17 protein-coding genes are annotated in these 20352 nt (G+C 50.3%); 7 read left to right on the top strand and 10 right to left on the bottom strand.

Features of this window, described 5'->3' with window-relative positions; all coding sequences use genetic code 11:
* Positions 1-80 precede the first annotated feature (80 nt).
* The 4 genes from K2H17_RS09455 to K2H17_RS09440 all read right to left on the bottom strand — a co-directional run bounded on the left by K2H17_RS09455 (position 81) and on the right by K2H17_RS09440 (position 4459).
* Positions 81-1253 (bottom strand): efflux RND transporter periplasmic adaptor subunit, encoded by a 1173-nt coding sequence (locus K2H17_RS09455; protein ID WP_300134071.1) that lies wholly within the window; start codon positions 1251-1253, stop codon positions 81-83.
* 32 nt (positions 1254-1285) lie between these two features.
* Complete coding sequence (locus K2H17_RS09450; protein ID WP_300134069.1) at positions 1286-2590, bottom strand: TolC family protein; 1305 nt, start codon at positions 2588-2590, stop codon at positions 1286-1288.
* A 122-nt stretch (positions 2591-2712) separates the two neighbouring features.
* Positions 2713-3456: a LytTR family DNA-binding domain-containing protein gene (locus K2H17_RS09445; RefSeq protein ID WP_300134068.1), complete on the bottom strand. Its 744-nt coding sequence runs from the start codon at positions 3454-3456 to the stop codon at positions 2713-2715.
* The gene (locus K2H17_RS09440; protein ID WP_300134067.1) at positions 3431-4459 is read right to left on the bottom strand and encodes a histidine kinase; all 1029 of its coding nucleotides are present in this window, start codon (positions 4457-4459) and stop codon (positions 3431-3433) included. Before K2H17_RS09440 ends, K2H17_RS09445 begins: the two co-directional genes overlap by 26 nt.
* Positions 4460-4862: 403 nt before the next feature.
* On the opposite strand from K2H17_RS09440, the gene K2H17_RS09435 reads away from it, so the two are divergent.
* From K2H17_RS09435 to K2H17_RS09415, 5 genes are all read left to right on the top strand, one after another.
* The gene (locus K2H17_RS09435) at positions 4863-7244 is read left to right on the top strand and encodes a TIM-barrel domain-containing protein (RefSeq protein ID WP_300134065.1); all 2382 of its coding nucleotides are present in this window, start codon (positions 4863-4865) and stop codon (positions 7242-7244) included.
* A 101-nt stretch (positions 7245-7345) separates the two neighbouring features.
* Positions 7346-8923 carry a glycoside hydrolase family 43 protein gene (locus tag K2H17_RS09430; protein ID WP_300134062.1) on the top strand — a complete coding sequence of 526 codons (1578 nt, stop codon included), beginning with the start codon at positions 7346-7348 and terminating at the stop codon, positions 8921-8923.
* A 9-nt stretch (positions 8924-8932) separates the two neighbouring features.
* On the top strand, positions 8933-10363 hold the full coding sequence (locus tag K2H17_RS09425; RefSeq protein ID WP_300134060.1) for a sialate O-acetylesterase: 1431 nt from the start codon (positions 8933-8935) through the stop codon (positions 10361-10363).
* A gap of 74 nt (positions 10364-10437) precedes the next feature.
* Entirely contained in the window at positions 10438-11028 is a 591-nt protein-coding gene (locus tag K2H17_RS09420) for a nitroreductase family protein (protein ID WP_300134058.1), read from the top strand.
* Between the two features lie 383 nt (positions 11029-11411).
* The gene (locus K2H17_RS09415) at positions 11412-12305 is read left to right on the top strand and encodes a hypothetical protein (RefSeq protein ID WP_300134056.1); all 894 of its coding nucleotides are present in this window, start codon (positions 11412-11414) and stop codon (positions 12303-12305) included.
* 97 nt (positions 12306-12402) lie between these two features.
* Here the strand turns inward: K2H17_RS09415 and nqrF are convergent, their stop codons facing one another.
* Genes nqrF through K2H17_RS09385 form a run of 6 tightly spaced genes read right to left on the bottom strand, consistent with a single transcriptional unit; the run spans position 12403 to position 18379 of the window.
* A complete protein-coding gene (nqrF, locus tag K2H17_RS09410) occupies positions 12403-13668 on the bottom strand; it encodes an NADH:ubiquinone reductase (Na(+)-transporting) subunit F (RefSeq protein WP_300134054.1) in 1266 nt (421 codons plus the stop codon).
* 30 nt (positions 13669-13698) lie between these two features.
* The gene (gene nqrE, locus K2H17_RS09405; protein ID WP_300134053.1) at positions 13699-14316 is read right to left on the bottom strand and encodes an NADH:ubiquinone reductase (Na(+)-transporting) subunit E; all 618 of its coding nucleotides are present in this window, start codon (positions 14314-14316) and stop codon (positions 13699-13701) included.
* Between the two features lie 57 nt (positions 14317-14373).
* Entirely contained in the window at positions 14374-15000 is a 627-nt protein-coding gene (locus K2H17_RS09400) for an NADH:ubiquinone reductase (Na(+)-transporting) subunit D (RefSeq protein WP_300134051.1), read from the bottom strand.
* A gap of 33 nt (positions 15001-15033) precedes the next feature.
* Positions 15034-15750 (bottom strand): NADH:ubiquinone reductase (Na(+)-transporting) subunit C, encoded by a 717-nt coding sequence (gene nqrC / locus K2H17_RS09395; protein ID WP_300134049.1) that lies wholly within the window; start codon positions 15748-15750, stop codon positions 15034-15036.
* A 47-nt stretch (positions 15751-15797) separates the two neighbouring features.
* The gene (locus K2H17_RS09390; RefSeq protein WP_300134047.1) at positions 15798-17006 is read right to left on the bottom strand and encodes an NADH:ubiquinone reductase (Na(+)-transporting) subunit B; all 1209 of its coding nucleotides are present in this window, start codon (positions 17004-17006) and stop codon (positions 15798-15800) included.
* A gap of 29 nt (positions 17007-17035) precedes the next feature.
* Positions 17036-18379, bottom strand: coding sequence for a Na(+)-translocating NADH-quinone reductase subunit A (locus tag K2H17_RS09385; protein ID WP_300134045.1), 1344 nt, complete (start codon positions 18377-18379; stop codon positions 17036-17038).
* Between the two features lie 352 nt (positions 18380-18731).
* Here K2H17_RS09385 and K2H17_RS09380 point away from each other — a divergent pair, with 352 nt between their 5' ends.
* Both K2H17_RS09380 and K2H17_RS09375 read left to right on the top strand, forming a co-directional pair.
* On the top strand, positions 18732-19556 hold the full coding sequence (locus tag K2H17_RS09380) for a MotA/TolQ/ExbB proton channel family protein (protein ID WP_107032728.1): 825 nt from the start codon (positions 18732-18734) through the stop codon (positions 19554-19556).
* Between the two features lie 89 nt (positions 19557-19645).
* Positions 19646-20347, top strand: a complete 702-nt coding sequence (locus K2H17_RS09375) for a biopolymer transporter ExbD (protein ID WP_300134043.1) — start codon at positions 19646-19648, stop codon at positions 20345-20347.
* Positions 20348-20352: the final 5 nt, after the last annotated feature.

Here is a 20352-nt window from a genome sequence, read left to right as displayed (position 1 = left end):
CTCCTTTCTCATTTACAACAATTTATCTAAAAGATACACCACTCAGATTTTAACTCTTGTTTTTAAACAACCTCTTATTCCTATTTTTTCTTGTTGCGGCCCGGAGGCTGGGGTGCAAACGGACTTTTCTGAGCTGTCGCGTCAGCCGTCGGCGCAGACGCTTCATCATAACCGACAGCCACAACCATCCCTGCCGACAATCCGCCGCTGATCACGGTTTTCATGCCGTTGCTTGTTCCAACTTTCACAATCTTGTTTTCAAGGGAATTTCCATTGACCACCCAAAGAGATTTCTGATCTGCCGCAAGGCTCTTCTTATCGACAGGCTTCTGCGGCTGAGGCAGATTCTTCGCGTCAGGATGGTCCTGAGGCTCAAAAGAGAAAACCTGGTTAGGAAGCAGAAGCACATTTTCTTCACTCATCACATAAATGGTCAGATTGGCAGTCAGACCGGGAATCAGCTTGTGTTCCGGATTCGGCGCATCGACAACAACCTCGTAAGTAACCACATTGCTTTCGGTTGTCGGATTCAGACGCACCTGTGTCACCTTCCCTTCAAAAAGATCATCAGGATAGGCATCGACAGAAAACGTGACTTTCTGGCCTACTTTTACCTGACCTATGTCGGCCTCGTCCACGTTGCCGATCACCTGCATGTTGTCAAGATCGGCAATGGTGTAAAGATTTGCCACATTCATGTTCGACACCACAGTCTGCCCGACCTCAACCTCACGTGAAATCACGATACCGTCAATAGGCGAATAGATTTCAGCATAATTAAGGTTTTTGGCCGCACGGACCTTATCGGCCAATGCTTTGTCATAAGCGGCCTTTGATACCTGATAATCTTTCCGGGAAGTCTGGAATTCATAATCGCTTATGAGCTGCTTGTCATGCAAGGCTTTGTCCCGCTCATAGTTGGTACGGTTATATTCATAAGTCAGGCGGGCTGACTCTACGCTTGCTTCAGCACTGCGAAGATCACTCTCAAGCATTGTTTTTTCAATCTCTGCGATCAGATCGCCCTTTTTGACGATCGTGTTGTAGTCGGCATAGAGTTTGTCGATAATACCGGTGACCTGTGTTCCGACATCTACCTGGGTGACAGATTCGATCGTTCCGGTTGCCGTGACAGTTTCTGTCAATTCCCCGACATGGGCCTCTACGGTCTCCAAAGATATTTTTTTCTCTTTGGAACAGGCTCCGGCAGCAAGAGCGACCGAGATAATAATCAATGGTTTCAGCAGTTTCATATTATTTATTGGTGTATTTTTGAGTTTCTGAATCAGTCAAGCGAAACAGAAGCGTTACGATAAAATTCAATCATTTTACGGCCTAAAAGAGCCATATATTTAGTCTGCAACAAAGAGTGTTGTGCTTCCACAAGATCATTGTGCGCGGTCATCAGATCAATCGTGTTGACCAGTCCGAGCTGCAATTGCTCATTGGTCAGTTCGGCGGTCAGTTCGGCTGATTTCAGTTGCTGCTCGGCAGCTGTGTAGCGCGACTGGGCCGAACGCGTGTCTATATACCAGTTTTCAACCACCTGAGCAAGCTCCGTATGACGCTGGTCTATGTCAAGCTGCGCGTCAAGCTGCTGCACTTTCGCACGAGCCACAGCCACCTTTGTTTTCTTGTTGTCAAGAATAGGGACAGACAGAGTCAGGCCGACAGCTTCGTTGAAATTATATTTGATCGAGTTTCCGAAAGACTGACCTGGAGCATTATATGCAGTCCCGATACCTCCATTAAGCGAAATTTTCGGTTTAGAACCAGCTGAAGCTATCGCCAGATCAAGGCTTGACCCTTCTTTTTCAAGTTCGAGGCCACGCAGACGCAGGTCTGTATTCAAGGCCATCTGATAGCTTTCATCCATCGGAGGAAGAGCGGCAAGAATCTGTTCGGCTGTCCACCGGACATCTGCCAGTTCGATCTCGCTGTCAATTCCAAGTTCAAGAAGTTTTTTAAGCTCCATCAGCCGTGAATCGTAAGTTCCACGCGCATTCACCAGAGCATAACGGTCTTGTTCCAGCTGAGACTGAAGCTGTGCATAATCCACTCGTGAGACTCGTCCGGCTTCCAACATCTGCCGTGTGCGCTCCACCTGGGCCTCACTCAGCCTGACCGCCTCTTCGTAAATCCCGATTGCCTCACGGGCATAAAGAATATTCATGTAGACCTGAAGCAGATCGGTTTCAATCGTCCGGAAAACGTCACCTGTGTTCAGGGCGGCAATTTCAGTCTGAAGACGGTTGCGCTTGATAGTATTCTCTCTCAAGCCGCCGTTATAGACTGTCCAGCCGGCATTGAGTCCGTAAGAACTGTTGTAGGAATTTTTATGATTTTCGCCCCAGGGATAATTCGAAAATCCCTGTGTTGTGGCAAAATCAAGAGTCGGCTGCCATTGGGCTTTGGCCTCCTCAAGGTCATAGGCCGCACTCTGCTCACTGAGCCGCGATTTCTGCAAGGTGATATTGTGTTCACGGGCATAATCCACACAGTCTTTATAGGACCAGGGCGAGGCTGCCTGTGCATCCGGCAGAGCTAATGCTGCCGAAAAAATAGCAAGTGTAAATAAACGGAACTTCATAATTGCATCCTGGGAATTTGATTCTGATGCAATATTACAACATAAAACAGGCGACGGCCAAATTAATTCAACCAATCGCCTGAAATGTCCAATGAATCGGACTGACCTGAATGAAAGTCCCCCTATTTGCGCGGTGTGCCGACCGAATGGTCAAGCAGATACGACTGCATGGCGTTTTTGAAACTGTCACCTACCGGAATGTACGTATCGGCATCCATTATTATACGTCCGCGGTTGATGCTTTCGACCTGATCCATATTTACTATATATGAACGATGGACCTGAAGAAAATTGTCTGACAGACGCTCTTTGATATCCGCAAACGAACTCAATGTCAGAATTGGTGTCGACGAGCCTTCTGTGAAGATCTGAAGATATTCGCCATAGCCTTTTATATAGCAGATCGAAGCAAGCCTGATCCGGACATACCGGTAGTCAACTTTGACAAACAGCGAATCATTGACACTCTGGCTATTGGACTGGGTTGACGCTCCTGACTGCCGGCGTGTCGAATATGCCTCCAGAGCCTTGTTGGCTGCCCGCTGGAATTCGGCAAATCCATAAGGTTTGAGCAGGTAGTCGACAGCAGAAAGACGGTAACTGTCAACTGCATACTGGGCATAAGCCGTGATGAAAACCACCATCGGTGTCGAAGACAATGATGCGATAAAATCCATCCCGTTGAGATCAGGCATATTTATATCCGTAAAGATCAGATCAACAGGCTTTTCATTCAGGACCGCGATCGCATCCAAAGCGCTCTCGCAAGCACTGACAAGTTCCAGAAACGGAACTTTTTCAACATATTTGCCCAATTTTTCAAGCGCAATGGGCTCGTCATCAATTACCAATGTCCGGAGTTTCATGAGCTGGGATAGTTAAGTTAACGGAATAAGCCTTGTCACTTGCATCTGTCGCAAGCGTATAGCGGTCACCATAGATCAGTTTCAGGCGCTGGTTGATGTTACGCAGCCCGATACCGTCATGCTTCCTGTCATTGGAGAGCGGATGGAGACTGTTGAGACACAGGAATCTGACTTTCCCTTCCGAGACCTCCACTCTGACACTTACATAAGATTCAGAACGGTAGCTGATACCATGCTTAAAGGCATTCTCAATAAAAACCAGAAACAGCAAAGGCGGAATGCTCACCCCGCAGGTCTCCCGGTCTGTCGGCAACGACGTGGAAATCTGGACTTTGTTCTCCGGATACCGCTGCCTCATCAGATTGAGATAGTTCTGCATAAAACCGATTTCAGCAGAAAGAGCTATACGCGGTTGCGAGCTGTCATAAAGCATGTAACGCATGAGATTTGACATGCCGATAAGCATATCCTGAGCCCTTTCCGGATTGATGTCAATCATGCCGTGAATATTGTTGAGCATATTCATATAGAAGTGAGGATTGATCTGAGCCTTCAGATATGTCAGTTGATTCTCGACATTGGTTTTCATCAGACTCTCCTTCTCAAGTTTGTCATCAAAACGCTGGAAAATCAGAGCTATTGCCAGATTAACGCCAACTATCAGAAAGTCATACACCATATCAAGGAACAGAGGGAACGGCAACAGTGGCGGCCGTCCATGACGACGCATGGCTCTCTCCGGGAAATCATGCTCTACGAAATTCTGAAAAAAGCGGAAATACTGACATCCCCACACCACTGCGACCAGAACAGCCGTCGCACAGAGATATGCCAGATAGCGGTTACGAAACAACAGACGTGGAATGAGCAGTGAATTGTTGACACAGAAAAGCACCAGGAAAGGCAGAAATCCCAATGCAAGATGGCGCAACAGATCACCATCAACCACCGGAAATTCAGTGTAACTTCTTGCCCGCATCACATCCAGCAGACACAGTACCATGATCAGGAACCAAAGGCTTGCATAAATGATCGTTTCTAGTTTTCTTGGTCGGCTCAATGACATTATTTGTTATCTGATTTTAAGGAACTGTTTGAGACTCATATTCCTCTGCTTTTGAGGAGTCTGCATCACATAAATTCAAACAGTTTCTAAGATTGTTTAAAATATTTGCGTAAAGTTACCAAAAAAGCGACAACTCACATCAAAGATTAAACCAACAGGCCGAAAAATCCCATGAACAGCCGATGAAATCGCCTCAAACCGTCGCTCCGACACCCGTCCCTGGCAATAAAACAGACCTACATCGGAATTTTAGCAGTCCGAATCAACGGCTATTATCGTGATTTTTATTATATTTGCGGTGCGTAAAATTTTATTATCAGTCTAAAAAACACATCCGTATATGAAAATCAACGATCAGGTGAGGGCCATTGCCACGCTCACACTTTCGGCATTTCTCGGAGTAAATGCCGTGGCTCAGGTCAGAGACGTCACCGTGCAGACTCCTGAAGGCAGAGTTGTAAACGTCTGCGCTGTCAACAACAATATCATCAAGGTCAGCAACTATGCCGCCGGAGAGACTCTTCCGGCAACAGACACCTCCGTACTGAAAACAGCGACAGGAAATGTATCGGTCAGCACCGCTCCCGGAGTCTGCGTCATGACCACCGGAGGAGGCATAGTGGTCCGCATCGACAGTGTCTCAGGAGCTGTCGACATAGCCGCCGGTCCAAACCGCACGGTCAGCGACAACGGACTGCGCTCCATGACTGACGGACAGCAGCGGCTGGAACTTTCGACAGTCGGTCAAGGTTCGTTCTATGGCGCAGGCGAACGCGGCTTCAGTTTCAATCTCGCAGGTGACACGCTTGTGATGTACAACAAGCAGAACTATGGCTATACCGCCGGTGAAGAACGCATCCGCCAGATGAACATCACCATGCCGCTCTTCCTTTCGTCCAACGGCTATGCCGTGGTGTTCGATGACTTTGCCGCCGCAAAAATGATAATGTCAAACCCGATTGTCTACACCACCGAGTCATCAGCCCCTGTCTCCTACTATTTCATCAATGGAGCCGGATCTTTGTCAGGAGTGACCCGCGAACTTTCGGCTCTGACCGGACGCCAGAAACTCCCTCCGCTCTGGGCTTTGGGATACATCACATCAAAATACGGCTACCGCACCCAGAAGGAGACTCTCGGAGTTGTCGACACTCTGAAACGCGCAGGCTATCCGCTTGACGGCATCGTCCTCGATCTCTACTGGTATGGCAAAGAGGAAGACATGGGCCGTCTGGCTTGGGATCCGGACCAATGGCCCGATCACAAAAAGATGCTCTCAGACCTCAAATCAAAAAACGTCAACACAATTCTGATCTCTCAGCCCTACATTCTCCGCAACGGCCGCGCCCTCGCCAACTACAATGAGCTTGCCTCCAAGGGGATGATGGTCAAAGACTCGACCGGAGGCCCGCAGGAAGTCCGGATCTGGGTCGGCGAAGGCGGCATGTTCGACGTTTCGAACCCCGACACACGCGCCTGGATGAGCGATCGCTACAAACAGCTGACACTCGAAGGTGTCGGAGGCTGGTGGGGCGATCTCGGCGAACCGGAAGTCCATCCTGAAAGCGGAATCCATGCCAATGGTCTGACTGCCCGCGAATACCACAACCACTACGGCAATGACTGGAGCTCGATCATCGCCGACTTGTATGCAAACGGATTTCCCGACCGCCGCCTGATGACGATGATGCGCGGAGGCACCACCGGATTGCAACGCCACAGCGTCTATCCCTGGTCCACCGATGTCTCCCGATCCTGGGGTGGCCTGCAACCGCAGATCACCATCATGCTCAATTCCGGCCTCAGCGGCCTGGGCTATATGAGCCACGATGTCGGCGGATTCGCTATTGACCCGGCAGCGCCTTATGACCCCGAACTCTATGTCCGCTGGCTTCAGCTCGGCACATTCTCGCCGGTTCTCCGCACCCATGCACAGTCGACAGCCGAACCTTACAATTATCCGGCCCAGCAGGATATAATCCTCCCTCTGATCAAAGAACGTTACAGATGGTTGCCATACAACTATACCCTCGCCTTCGAAAACGCCTCAGAAGGCCAGCCGCTTGTCCGCCCGCTCAACTATTACAGCGCCGGATCAGACAAATATGACGACATCACAGACGAATATCTCTGGGGAAGAGACATCCTTGTCGCCCCCGTCCTGACACAAGGAACGACTGAACGCCGGATTGTCTTTTCGGACGGAATGTGGGTTGACTATAACAGCCCCGGCAAGATCTACCACGGAGGCGACACCATCAGCTACCCTGCTCCACTTGAAATTCTGCCGCTCTTTGTGCGCGCGGGTGCTATCATTCCGCAAGCGGATTATAAAATGGGATCTACCGAAGACTACCGCACGGACCGCTACTCGGTTAACTATTATCCCTATCTCGGCGAATCGGAATACACCCTTTTCGAAGATGACCGCAAATCGCCATCCTCACTGACCGACGGCGCCTATTCACTCGTCCGCTTCAAGGCTGACGCGACAATTGAAGGCATAAACATCGAAGTCTCAGCAAAAGGCACCTATCGTGGAGCACCTGAGACAAAGGAACTGACGTTCAACGTCTATCTCATTGACGGCGATCCCTCCTCCGTCACTATTGACAACCGACCCCTCCGGCGTGGCGCATGGAAATATGACCCCACCCGCTCGCTTCTGACATTCACGACCAAATGGACAGTCTCCAGACCACTCTCAATCGAAATCAGATGACATAAAACAATAAAAGACAGAAATCCTGACAAAATTTTCGTATCTTCGCTGTGCATTATGTATTGTTGTCTAAAACAAGCGACTACAAATCTACTTCGAAGATGAAACGACTATTACCATCCTTCTTTTTGGCTGCGGCCGGTGTGCTTTGCGGTAACATGAATGCCGAGGGATTCAGAAATCCGATTATTCCCGGCTTTCACCCTGATCCGTCGGTGGTAGCGGTCGGCGATGATTTCTATTTGGTGAATTCTTCTTTCTGCTATTTTCCGGGAGTTCCGATTTACCACAGCAAAGATCTTGTCAACTGGGAGCAGATCGGGCATGTGCTTGACCGTGAAAGCCAGCTGAATCTGAATAAAGCCAATGTCTGGGGCGGAATCTATGCCCCGACAATCAGATATGACAGCGGCCGGTTCTACATGATCACAACCAATGTCTCCGACCGCGGCAATTTCCTTGTCCACACCACTGATCCGTCCAAGGGCTGGAGCGATCCCGTGTGGCTTAAACAGGGAGGGATTGACCCTTCGCTTTATTTTGAGGACGGGAGATGCTATATGGTCAGCAATCCTGACGTCGGCATCTGGCTCTGCGAGATTGATCCTCTAAGCGGAGAGCAGCTTGGCGAAAGCCGCCGGATCTGGGACGGGACAGGAGGCAGACATCCTGAGGCTCCGCATATCTATAAAAAAGACGGATGGTATTATCTTCTAATAGCAGAAGGTGGTACTGAAATGGGCCACAGCGTCACAATAGCCCGCAGCCGGGAGATAACGGGACCTTATTCGCCGAATCCGTCAAATCCGATACTCTGCCACTTCAACCGTGCCGCCCAAAACAATCCGATCCAGGGGACTGGCCACGCTGATCTCGTCCAGGCTCCTGACGGCTCGTGGTGGCTTGTCTGCCTCGGTTTCCGCCAGCAGAACGGTGCCCACCATCTTCTGGGGCGTGAAACATTTTTAGCCCCGGTCAGATGGGACGAAAACGCTTGGCCGGTGGTCAACGGCAACGGCACAATCAGTCTCGACATGGATTGTCCTACCCTTCCGCTGTCTCAGACCGCAACGAAAAAGATGCGTGACAATTTTGACAACGAAAAAATCGGCTACGAATGGGTCTGGCTGCGCAATCCCAAGGCTGAGAATTACAGCTGGGGCAAAGGCAAATTTAAAATCAGGTGCAGCCCCGTGACTCTTGACAATTCACAGGAATCTCCATCAATGCTTTTGCGGCGTCAGGAACACATCGGGTTCAGCGCATCAACCTCAGTCAGCCTGAACGGATCATCTGCCGAAAGTGAAGCCGGGCTTACGGTCTATGCGTCCGAGCCCTCACACTATGATCTTTATATTACAGCCCGCCCAGACGGTAAACAAGCCGTGACCCTCCGCTACCGGCTGAACGAGCTGACCCACATCGAAAAACAGATTGAACTGCCAGCAAAGCAGAAATCGGTCATACTGCGCGTGACAGCCTCGCCGACCGTCTACATCTTCTCGGCCTCTCTTGACAATGGCAAAAGCTATCAGGAACTCGGCTCGATGAACACCCGCTATCTCTCGACAGAGACAGCCGGAGGATTCACCGGCACGTTCATCGGCCTCTATGCCACATCGCCTGACGGCAAAGGCGATGGAACATTCGACTATTTTGACTACACACCTAAACAATAACTGCTAATCATGAAAAAATCATTAATCGCAATTTCACTGGCAATGATCGCCTTGAACGATTATGCAAAAGTAAAACCATCGGCAATGATCGGCGACAATATGGTTCTGCAACAGAATTCCCACGCCCGCATTTTCGGCGAAGCTGATCCCGGCGCTACTGTTGTCGTGACTCCATCATGGAACAATATGCCCTACTCCACAACTACTGACCGCACAGGAAAATGGTGTGTGGCTGTCGACACTCCTGCCGGCAGCTTCGACAAACACACCATCACCATCAGCGACGGCGAACCTCTGACAGTCTCCAATGTGCTTGTCGGAGAAGTATGGCTTGCATCGGGTCAGTCCAACATGCAGATGCCGCTGAAAGGTTTTCCCGGATGCTGCACCGAAGGGGGCTATGACGAAATCGCATCTTCCCGCGAACAGGCCGACAAAGTCCGGTTCTTCACCGTGCCGCTGACCCAAAGCTACACTCCGCTTGACTCAGTCAATGCCTCATGGGCTGTCCCCTCGCCTGAGACAGCGACCGAATTCAGCGCTCTGGCATGGCATCTCGCCAAAAGGATGAGCAATGTGCTCAATGTCCCCGTCGGCATAGTCAGCGCAGCCTACGGAGGAGCTAAAGTCGAAAGCTGGACACCGCGTGAGCTGCTCGAAACCTATCCCGATGTCTCGCTTGATCCGAAAGACGTTGAACCGATTGTCCACTATCTGCGTCCGCTGCTGATGTACAACGCAATGTTTGTACCCATAAAGGATTATACTTACAAAGGAATCCTGTGGTATCAGGGATGCTCCAACGTCTCGACCTACCGGACTTACGCCGAGCGTCTTGAAGCAATGGTCAAGCACTGGAGAGAACAGATAGCCATCGGCGACATCCCATTTTACAGCGTGGAGATCGCACCTTACGAATACGGCGATCCTTCCGAAACCGGAAAAGCCCCCTTGCTGCGCGAAGCTCAGAGAAAGGCCATTGAAAGAATTCCGAACAGCGGGATCATCTGCACAAACGACCTTGTCAAGCCTCACGAACGATTCAACATCCATCCCTCCGACAAGGCCTCAGCCGGCAAGCGTCTCTGCGATCTGATCCTCAACAAGACATACGACAAAAAACAATTCCCGGCTCAGAGCCCCGTCTACAAGAGCCACCGGTTCAAAGACGGTGCGGCATGGGTTGCCATTGATTCTCCCTGTGACGGCATCTGCCGCAACTATGACATCCAAGGTTTCGAGATCGCCGGTCCTGACAAAGTGTTCCATCCCGCCGACTCAGTCTGGCTCCACTGGCAGACCAATGAGATGGTTGTCTCAAGCAAGAAAGTCCCCGATCCGGTAGCCGTTCGCTATGGCTGGAAAGACTTCCTCCCCGGAAATCTCCATGCAGGAAACTATCTTCCTCTGATACCTTTCCGCACCGACGACTGGGAATAAGAGAAAAATCCGCCCGGTTACAGCCCTCCCTATCGGTGATATTTATTAAACAGTTTCTAAAACATGACAGCAAGATGACAAATTTCGACGATCTGAAAGCATTGCTCAAAAGCAACCGTTCCATAAGGCGTTTCGACAGCTCACGGGCCATCGGAGAAGACACCCTGACCCGACTGGTTGACTTGGTTCGCTATTGTGCGTCAGGCCGTAACCTCCAGCCGTTGCGCTATCGGACTGTGGTGTCAGCCGATGAATGCAACCGTCTGTTTCCATCCCTTAAATGGGCCGGCTATCTCACAGACTGGGACGGGCCTGCCGAAAACGAACGTCCGGCAGCCTATCTTGTGCAATGTCTTGACACCCGGCTGACATCCGACTGTCTGTGTGACGACGGACTGCATCTCGAAACCCTGACCCTCGGAGCGGCCTCTCTCGGCATCCACGGATGTATAATAAAAGCATTCAATGCCGCCGCTCTCTCAGAAGCGCTGCAACTGCCCCAACGCTACAAGCCGCTCCATGTCCTGGCTTTAGGCTATCCGGCTGAAACTGTCGAACTAACCGATACCGACGGGACTACCGAGGCCGATATACGCTACTACCGCACCGAAACAGACATCCATATCGTCCCAAAACGCCCTCTGGAAGAACTGCTCATCAAATAGAAGTTTATCCGAGGCCACACCCTCCGGACAAATCTCAAACCGATAAAAGCCCGATGGAGGCGTAATCTGCAAAAAGTCAGCAGATCACGCCTCCATCGGTCACTATTCAGCGAATATTGCCAATATAATAGCCTCATTATCAGGGTAGGGATGCACCATGGTGCATCCGAAAACGAGGTTAATGAACCATAAAACCGGCGGATGCTCCGGGGGCATCCTACTACAACTTGCTTGCAATCAAGCTGTTTGAATCGCTGAATAGTTACCTCCATCGGGCTTTTGGTTAATTATATTTAAAATATGCAAACAATTTGTTCGAATATAATATAATTACCGTACATTTAGACCGATACACTTTTTAATCATCATTAACACACCAATCTATGAAAAAATTTCTTGCACTGATGGTAACATCAACCTTAATTCTAAGCCTGACTTCCTGTGGTGACGATTCTGTTTTAAGCTCATCATCTGCTAAAAAGGCCCTTAAAAAAGAGGCTATCTTCGCTGAAAATTTTGCGACCGAACAGTTCAAAACCGGCTATTATGAAGTCAGTGAATCAGAACTCACTGATCTCCAGCGTCTGAAAGCAGCCGGAATGATCACTCTGACCTCAGAGGTTATCATTGAGAAGGTCCAGAAACGCAATTATGACTACTGGCGCGGATATACATATTATACGGTTGACAGAGAACACATCTTTGCAAGCGTCCAGCTCACCGAAGAGGGCAAAAAACTGGAAATCGAAGAACCGGTCACAAAACGCGAGGACATCATCAAAGACTTCAAGGACAACGAAAACTATGAGGAAACAATCCCCGACTACATGACCAACTATGAGACTACAACAACCGTAGTGGCAGAGGACCCGGTCGTAGAAGAAGTTGTCACTGAAGAAGTTGTCGAGGTCGACTCTGCCGCAGTTGAAGAGACCGGCATCGAAGAGGCTACCCGTGAATCAGAAGCAGCACAGGCTCCAGAGCCGGCCAAGAAAGATCCCAACGCCGCCTATAATGCCGCCTGTGCAAAAACCTATACTCAGGAACACAATATGCTCCTCGGACACTACGAACTGAAAAAAGTCAAGGAAGTGCGCTGTTCCGAGGATATGGCCAAGAGCGGAACGGGCAAATGTCTTGCTCTCATAACCTTCCGCGACAAGACTCCGTTCGGCTATGTGCTCGGCGCACCCAAACAGGACTACATCAGTTCAATCTCCGTCAGCTTCATCTACTATCAGGACATGGGCTGGACCGTGAGCAGCTTTGATAACTGACCAACCGCAACCTGACACAATAGTATCATAAGACAAAAGCGTTACCGGACTCAATCAAGCCATCCGGTAACGCTTTTATCGTTATTCGAAAGAGGGATCAGCCTCCGAAATTATCGTAGTGGACCGATTCAGGATCCACACCGAGATCATCGAGCATCTTGTTGACCGCAGCGCTCATCGGGCCGGGACCACACATATAGTATTCGATATCCTCCGGATCGGGATGATTCTTCAGGTAAGTCTCGTAGATCACCTGATGAACAAAACCGGCGGTGTATTTCACACCTGCGGCATCGGCAGCCGGATCCGGCCTGTCAAGCGCGAGATGGAACTTGAAGTTGGGGAAATCCTTTTCGAGCTGCATGAAGTCATCGAGATAGAACACCTCATTGAGCGCACGGGCACCGTAGAAGTAGTTCATCACACGGTCGCGGGTCTGAAGAGTCTTTGTGAGCCACATGATCTGAGCGCGAAGAGGAGCCATTCCGGCACCGCCTCCGATCCACATCATCTCGGCTTTCGAATCGACAATCGGGTGGAAGTCGCCATAAGGACCGCTCATCCTGACTTTATCGCCGGGCTTGAGGGTGAAAATATAACTTGAGGCGATACCCGGCATCACATCCTGAAAACCTACCTGAGGTTTCGGTTTGAAGGGAGGAGTGGCAATACGAACGGTCAGCATGATACGGTCACCCTCTTCAGGATAGTTGGCCATCGAGTAGGCACGGACAGTTGTCTCCGTGTTGCGGCACTTCAGGCCGAAAAGGCCGAACTTTTCCCATGCAGGCAGGTATTCCGCGCCGATCGACTCCTTGTCGATGTCTTTGTCATAGTCCATATCAAAGGTCGGAATCTTGATCTGGGCATACGAACCGGGGATGAAATCCATGTGGGCGCCCTCCGGCAGAGCCACGATAAACTCTTTGATGAATGTGGCCACATTGCGGTTGGAGATAACCTCACATTCCCACTCTTTGACGTCAAGCGCCGAAGCCGGAATTCCGATCGAGCAATCTTCCTTGACCTTCACCTGGCAGCCGAGGCGCCAGTGGTCCTGCTGCTGCTTACGCGAGAAGTGGACCTTTTCAGTCGGCAGAATGTCACCGCCGCCACTGAAGACCTGACATTTGCACTGTCCGCAACTGCCCTTGCCGCCACAGGCTGATGGCAGGAAAATATTCTCGTCAGCAAGAGTTGAGAGAAGCGCCTTTCCTGAATCGGCCTCGACAACAGTGTCGTTGTTAATCGTAATCTTGACTTTGCCCGAATGGACAAGATATTTCTTGGCGAGCAGCAGGATCATCACCAGAAACAGAGTGATGATCAAAAAGATGCAAACACCTGAGAGTATTGTCAACATATCTTTAGTTCAGTAATAGTATTAAATAAATCAGATCTTGATTCCGAGGAAGCTCATGAAAGCGATGCCCATGAGAGCCGTGAGGATGAATGTTATGCCAACCCCACGCAGCGGTTTCGGAATGTTTGAGTAGGTAGCAAGCCGCTCACGGATGGCGGCGATAGCCGTGATGGCCAGCAGCCAACCAAGGCCCCAGCCTCCGCCGGCACAGACAGCGGTCCAGACCGAAGGAAAATCGCGCTGCTGCATGAACAGCGAGCCGCCGAGAATCGCACAGTTGACAGCTATGAGCGGAAGGAAAATGCCAAGCGAGGAATAAAGCGCAGGGCTGTACTTCTCGACCGTCATCTCGACAAGCTGGGTCATCGAGGCAATGACGGCGATGAACATGATGAGCGAAAGGAAGCTGAGATCCACATCGGCATACTCAGGACCAAGCCATTTGAGAGCGCCGGCACTGAGCACGTAGGTCTGCAAAAGGTAGTTGACCGGCAAAGTGACCACAAGCATGAAAGTCACTGCCACACCAAGGCCGAAAGCGGTCTTGACATTCTTCGACACGGCGATGAACGAACACATGCCGAGGAAGTAGGCGAAGATCATATTGTCAATGAAGATCGACCGTATGAAGAGATTTAAATTTTCCAACTCTGATAGAATTTAAGAAGCTGTTAAAAACTAATTTTGGGAAACACGCGGCAACGATCAGTCTTCCTGAAGATCCTTGTTGAACGAGCGCTGTACCCAGATGATACAAGCGACAATGATGAGGGCCATCGGTGGCAGGATCATGAGGCCGTTGTTGACATAACCGGCTTCATAAAAGCTCTGCGGGATAACCTGGAAACCCAGCAGAGTGCCGCTGCCGAACAGTTCGCGGAAGAAACCGACTATCACAAGGATGATCGCATAGCCGATGCCGTTGCCGACACCGTCGAGAAACGAGGGCCACGGTTTGTTGGCCATCGCGAATGCCTCAAGGCGTCCCATGAGGATACAGTTGGTTATGATCAGTCCGATGAAGACCGAAAGCTGCTTCGACGCATCGTAGGCATAGGCTTTCAGCACCTGATCGACTATGACAACCAGACCGGCAACCACTACGAGCTGCACGATGATGCGGATGTTTGTCGGAATCGTGTTGCGGAGAAGCGAGATGATCACATTGGCGAAAGCCAGAACTGCAATCACAGAAATTCCCATGACGATCGAAGGTTCAAGTTTCGCGGTGACCGCAAGTACAGAGCAGATACCGAGGATCTGCACCACGACCGGATTATTCTTGGAAAGAGGGTTGAAGAGCACCTCTTTTGTGTTGATTTTGTCAGCCATGATATAAAATATTATTCATCGCAGAGACCGGCGTCATTCAGCGTCGTGCTGCGAAAGGTTCTGAAGAAATTTCTTATAGGGAGTCAGGCAGTTGTCAAGCATGGCGCCGACGCCTTTCGAAGTTATGGTACCGCCGGAAATTCCGTCGACGTAATCTTCGCCGTCCAAAGGAGCCTGGCCGGCTTTGACCACAGCGATCGGGCGGAAACGACCGTCCTTGAACACCTGTTTGCCTGCAAACTGACTGCTGAAAGCCGGTTTCTCGATTTCAGCGCCCAGACCGGGAGTCTCACCCTGATGGGCGAAGTAGGCTCCATAGATCGTAGACCCGTCGGCATCAAAGGCTACATAGCCCCATATCGGGCCCCAGAGGCCTGCGCCATAGACCGGAAGAATGTATTTCTGTGAGCCGTCAGACGTTGTGCACACGTAGACAGGAAGTTCTCTGCGGTCCGGTGCGAGCTTGATCTGGGAGGCGACATCGACATCGAAAGCCTTTACATTGTCAAGAACCTCTCCACGCTCGTTGACCACAAACTGAGATGTGATATATTTGTCAAAGTCCGCTACAATGCGGTCCTTTTCAGGCGAGATCATTGCGGCGGCAAGAATCTGTGACATCTTGTCGGCATTGATGTTCTCCTGCTGACGCGGGCGCAAGGCAAGCGAGGTCGCAGCCAGTGCAGTCCCGACCACAACGACAAGGACTATTATATATATTAAGGTGTATGTGTTGCTTTGCTTGTTCATTGCTGTTATAAAAGATGAAGTGAACGTAAATGCAAAATTTCAGAGACTCATTCCGCACTTCTGCGCAGACGACGCATGCGGCGGTTCACATTGAGCTGAACCACACAGTGGTCAATCAGCGGAGCCATCGCATTGGCCAGAAGGACCGCAAGCATCGCTCCTTCAGGATAGCCATTGTTGTAGGTACGGATGATTATCGCCATCACACCGACCAGCAGTCCGTAGAAATATTTCCCGGCGTTGGTGCGGGCGGCTGTCACAGGATCAGTGGCCATGAACACGGCGGCAAAGGCAAATCCGCCGAAAAGCAGCTGGTCGGCAGGTGAAAGGAACGATGCGGGATATGTCGGAGTGGCGAATACGTTGGCAATCCAGCCCATCAGCAGGCCGCCAGCCACTACGCTCAGCATTATACGCCATGAAGCGATTCCGGTGAGCAACAGAATTGCAGCCCCGATGAGAATCGCCAGAGTCGAGGTCTCGCCGAATGAACCGGGGATCAGTCCGAGGAAGGCATCCCAGGTGCTGATGACATTGCCCTGAAGATTCAGCAGCTCCAGCTCTCCGCCATTGAAAGAGGCGATCTGCCCCAATGGGGTTGCGCCGGAGAATGCGTCAGGCAGATCATAACCAAGACCAAAGATCGAACGTGTCGACACGAACACCTTGTCGCCGCTCATCTGGGCCGGATAGCCGAAGAAAAGGACTGCACGGGTGACGAGCGCCACATTAAATATATTGTAGCCTGTTCCACCGAACACTTCTTTCACAAAAATGACAGAAAATGCAGTTGCCACGGCAAGCATCCAAAGCGGAGTCTCGACCGGACAGATCAGCGGAATCAGGATACCGGTCACAAGGAATCCCTCCTGAATCTCCTCCCGGCGCCACTGGGCCACCACGAATTCAATTCCGAGACCGACCACATAGGCCACAACAATGCGTGGCAGCACGGCAAGGAAACCATAGGCCATTATCTCCCAGAATGGGAATGAGCCGGCACCGGCGGCAAGCCAGTTCTGATAGCCGGTATTGTACATGCCGAAAAGCAGACAGGGCATCAGTGCGAGCACCACGATGATCATCACTCGCTTGGAGTCGAGACTGTCATGGACATTGACTCCGGATGTCGATGTAGTGTTAGGGGTGTACAGAAAAGTCTCAAACCCGTCGAACACACTGCGGAAAGCATGCAGCTTTCCCTCAGGCTCGAAATTGGGTTTGATCCTGTTAAGATAATTTCTTAGTGCTTTCATTATTGAAATGTTGAATCTAAAAACAATCGTCAGACTTCGTTGCGAAGATAATCAAGTCCGTTGCGGACAATTTTCTGAAGTTCGAGCTTCGAAGGATCGACATACTCAGCCAGGGCAAAATCCTCAGGAGCCACCTCGTAGATGCCGAGAGCCTCCATGCGGTCGATATCTTTTGCAAGAATGGCCTTGACCAGATATTCAGGCAGGATATCCATCGGGAACACCTTGTCATACTCCCCGGACATGATCATGGCACGGCGGCCTCCGTTCAGACGGGCATCCGGCGCGAATCTGCGGCCGAGGAAACGTCCGATAAAAGAGGGACTGACACTCATTTTCGACGGACTCATCGACGCCCAGCCCATGAATTCGTCAGCATCATCACCTTCAGGGATGACCGTCACCTGACGGTAGGGATAGCGAAGGAAACCATCCTCCCCGACCGGCACTCCTGTCAGCACATTTCCGGAAATCACACGGTGATTGCGTCCGTCGGCCCTGACATTTCCGCCGATCAGAGAACTCATCTCCGCACCGGCGACAGCTGTCACCACCTGCGGATGTTCAATCTCACTGCCTGTAACAGCAACTTTGACCGTCCAGTCAGGCACACCCGTCAGAGCAAGACCTCCGATGCGGGCAAGAGTGACAATGTCAAGAGTCCAGACAACCTCACCTTTATTGACAGACTCTATGTTGGCAAGCTGGACACCGGGATTGCCGGCCGGATGCAGACGCGGGAACTCGATCATCTCCACACCTGAGAAATCAGGCAAACCGGAACCCTTTTCAACACCTATATATATAGGCCCGTCGCAAAGCGTCCGCAGAATCTCTATGCCTGCACTGATTTCAGCGCTCTTGTCACGCACACACTCTTCAAGCGGCAAAGCCAGAGGCGCGGTATCCATCGCAGTCACCATGACTGCACGTGGCCTCACAGCCGGGTTTGGAACTATGTCAAACGGGCGTTGACGCATCATAGTCCATAGACCGCTTCCTGTCAGAGCCTGCCTGACAGTCTCGGCATCAGCACCTGCAAAAGGTTTGCAGGTCTCCACCGAACAGTCAGCGGCATCAACGGCAATGACCACACGTTCGATCTTTCGGCGCGCACCACGCACAACCGCCTCGACCGTTCCGGCAGCGGGCGCCACGAGTCTGACACCGGGATCATTTTTGTCATGAAGCAGAGGTGAACCGATCCTGATCTTGTCACCTTCCTTGACATCAAGTTTAGGCACGAATCCGGGAAAATCGTCAGGCACAACGGCCACACGGGCCACACGGGCCACTCCGACGGACTCTTTAGAGGTCAGGCCACCTTCAAGATTGAGGTTTAAGCCTTTAGTTAGGCTGACAGTCCTTCTCATCCTTAGAAATTAAAATTTACCGTATTAGAAATTGTAAGGCGCAAAGATAATGAATAAATTTGAATATTTATTAATAAGCTTTAAGTGAAATATGCTCAAATAATTAAAAATTCAAATTCAGAGTCAGCTTTCCGCTTCTTTTTAGATCAGGAACTCTGAAAAAAAGATCCAAAACGTTTGCAAACACCGATTTTTCCTTATAATTTTGCAATATCGTTTACAAAACACCCATAAAAGAGCCTTAAATTCGAAACCATAATCAACGGTCCGATATAGCCTCTACTTTTTCTGATAACAATCATCAAAACTAATAACCAATAAACCAATAAACTTAAATTAGTAATTACAAATTATGGAAGCTCAAAAGCCCACCCAGCCCGCAAAGGCTAATGCCAAGAACAACTCCGGCAGCAATGTAGCCGGAATCAAGAATGCCTTTTTGGTTATTCTCGCCTGCTTCGTTGTAGCAGTATGTCTTTTCATATTCTGGTTCGGTCACGAATCACACTTTGAAGAAGGCCACCCCATCGACCTCTGGGGCACAATCTATAAGGGCGGTTTCATCGTACCTATTCTTCAGACCCTCTTCCTCACCGTTATCGTTCTCTCTGTTGAACGTTGGATCGCCATCTCTTCTGCAAAGGGCAAAGGTTCTATCCAGAAGTTCGTTGCCGGCGTGAAGAAGTGCCTCGCTGCAAATGACATCCAGGGTGCCAAGAACCTCTGCAAGAACCAGAAGGGTTCTGTTGCCGCTGTTGTTGCCGCTGCTCTCGTAAGCTACGAAGAAATGGACAAGAACACCATCCTCACCAAAGAACAGAAGATCGCCAACCTTCAGAAGACTGTTGAAGAAGCAACCGCTCTCGAAATGCCCGCTCTCCAGCAGAACCTCCCGATCGTCGCTACTCTCACAACTCTCGGTACTCTCGTCGGTCTTCTCGGTACTGTGATGGGTATGATCAAATCATTCCAGGCTCTTGCCGCATCTGGTGCTCCTGACTCAACCGAACTTTCAACCGGTATCTCTGAGGCACTTATCAACACCGCCTTCGGTATCGCAACCGGTGCATTCGCTGTAATCTCTTACAACTTCTACACCAACAAGATCGACAACCTGACCTACGCAATCGACGAGATCGGTTACTCTATCGTGCAGACATTCACAGCTACACACTAATTCCCCATTACAGATATCAACAAACCAAGGTTTAATCCAAGTAAAATTAACCTCTAACAATAGATAATTGTAATATGGGAAAAGTAAAAATGAAGAGAAAAAGCACCCTCATCGACATGACCGCGATGAGTGACGTGACTGTGCTCTTGCTTACTTTCTTCATGTTGACATCTACCTTCCTTCAGAAGGAGCCGGTCACAGTGCTGACCCCCTCCTCTGTATCAGAGCAGAAGGTACCGACCGCCAACCTGGCGTCGATACTCGTGAGCCCTGAGGGGAAAATCTTCATCTCCATTGCCGGTGACGCTGATGCCGAAACCAAAGACACATGGGGATCAGAGGCTCTCCGCAAGACGATTCTTGATGAAGCAGTAACGCTCTACAATAAGCAGCACCCCGCAAATCAGGTGCAGCTTAGTGTAGCACAGCGCGAAGCATTCTCTAAAATCAATATGTTTGGTGTTCCTTTCCAGGTTCTCCCGCAATTCCTTTCAATGTCTCAGGCTGATCAGGACAAGTTCATCACAGACATGACTCAGAAAGGCGTCGGAATTCCTATCAATGACAACAAGGACATGGAACACCTCAACGAGTTCCAAATCTGGATGCGTGCCATCTACAACTCTGGTAACGAAAACCTCATGAAAGCAATGAAAAAAGGTGAAGGTATCGCCGTTAAGGCTGACAAAGACACCTCTTATGACATTGTTCACGACGTGCTCGACAACCTCCAGACCCTCAAGATGAACCGCTTCAGCATCCAGACTGCGTTAAAAACTGAGCAAGACTAATCATT

The organism is Duncaniella sp., from assembly GCF_029054785.1.
Classification (GTDB): domain Bacteria; phylum Bacteroidota; class Bacteroidia; order Bacteroidales; family Muribaculaceae; genus Duncaniella.
Note: the sequence above shows the minus strand (reverse complement) of the source record. Positions and strands in the feature narration are given on the sequence as shown.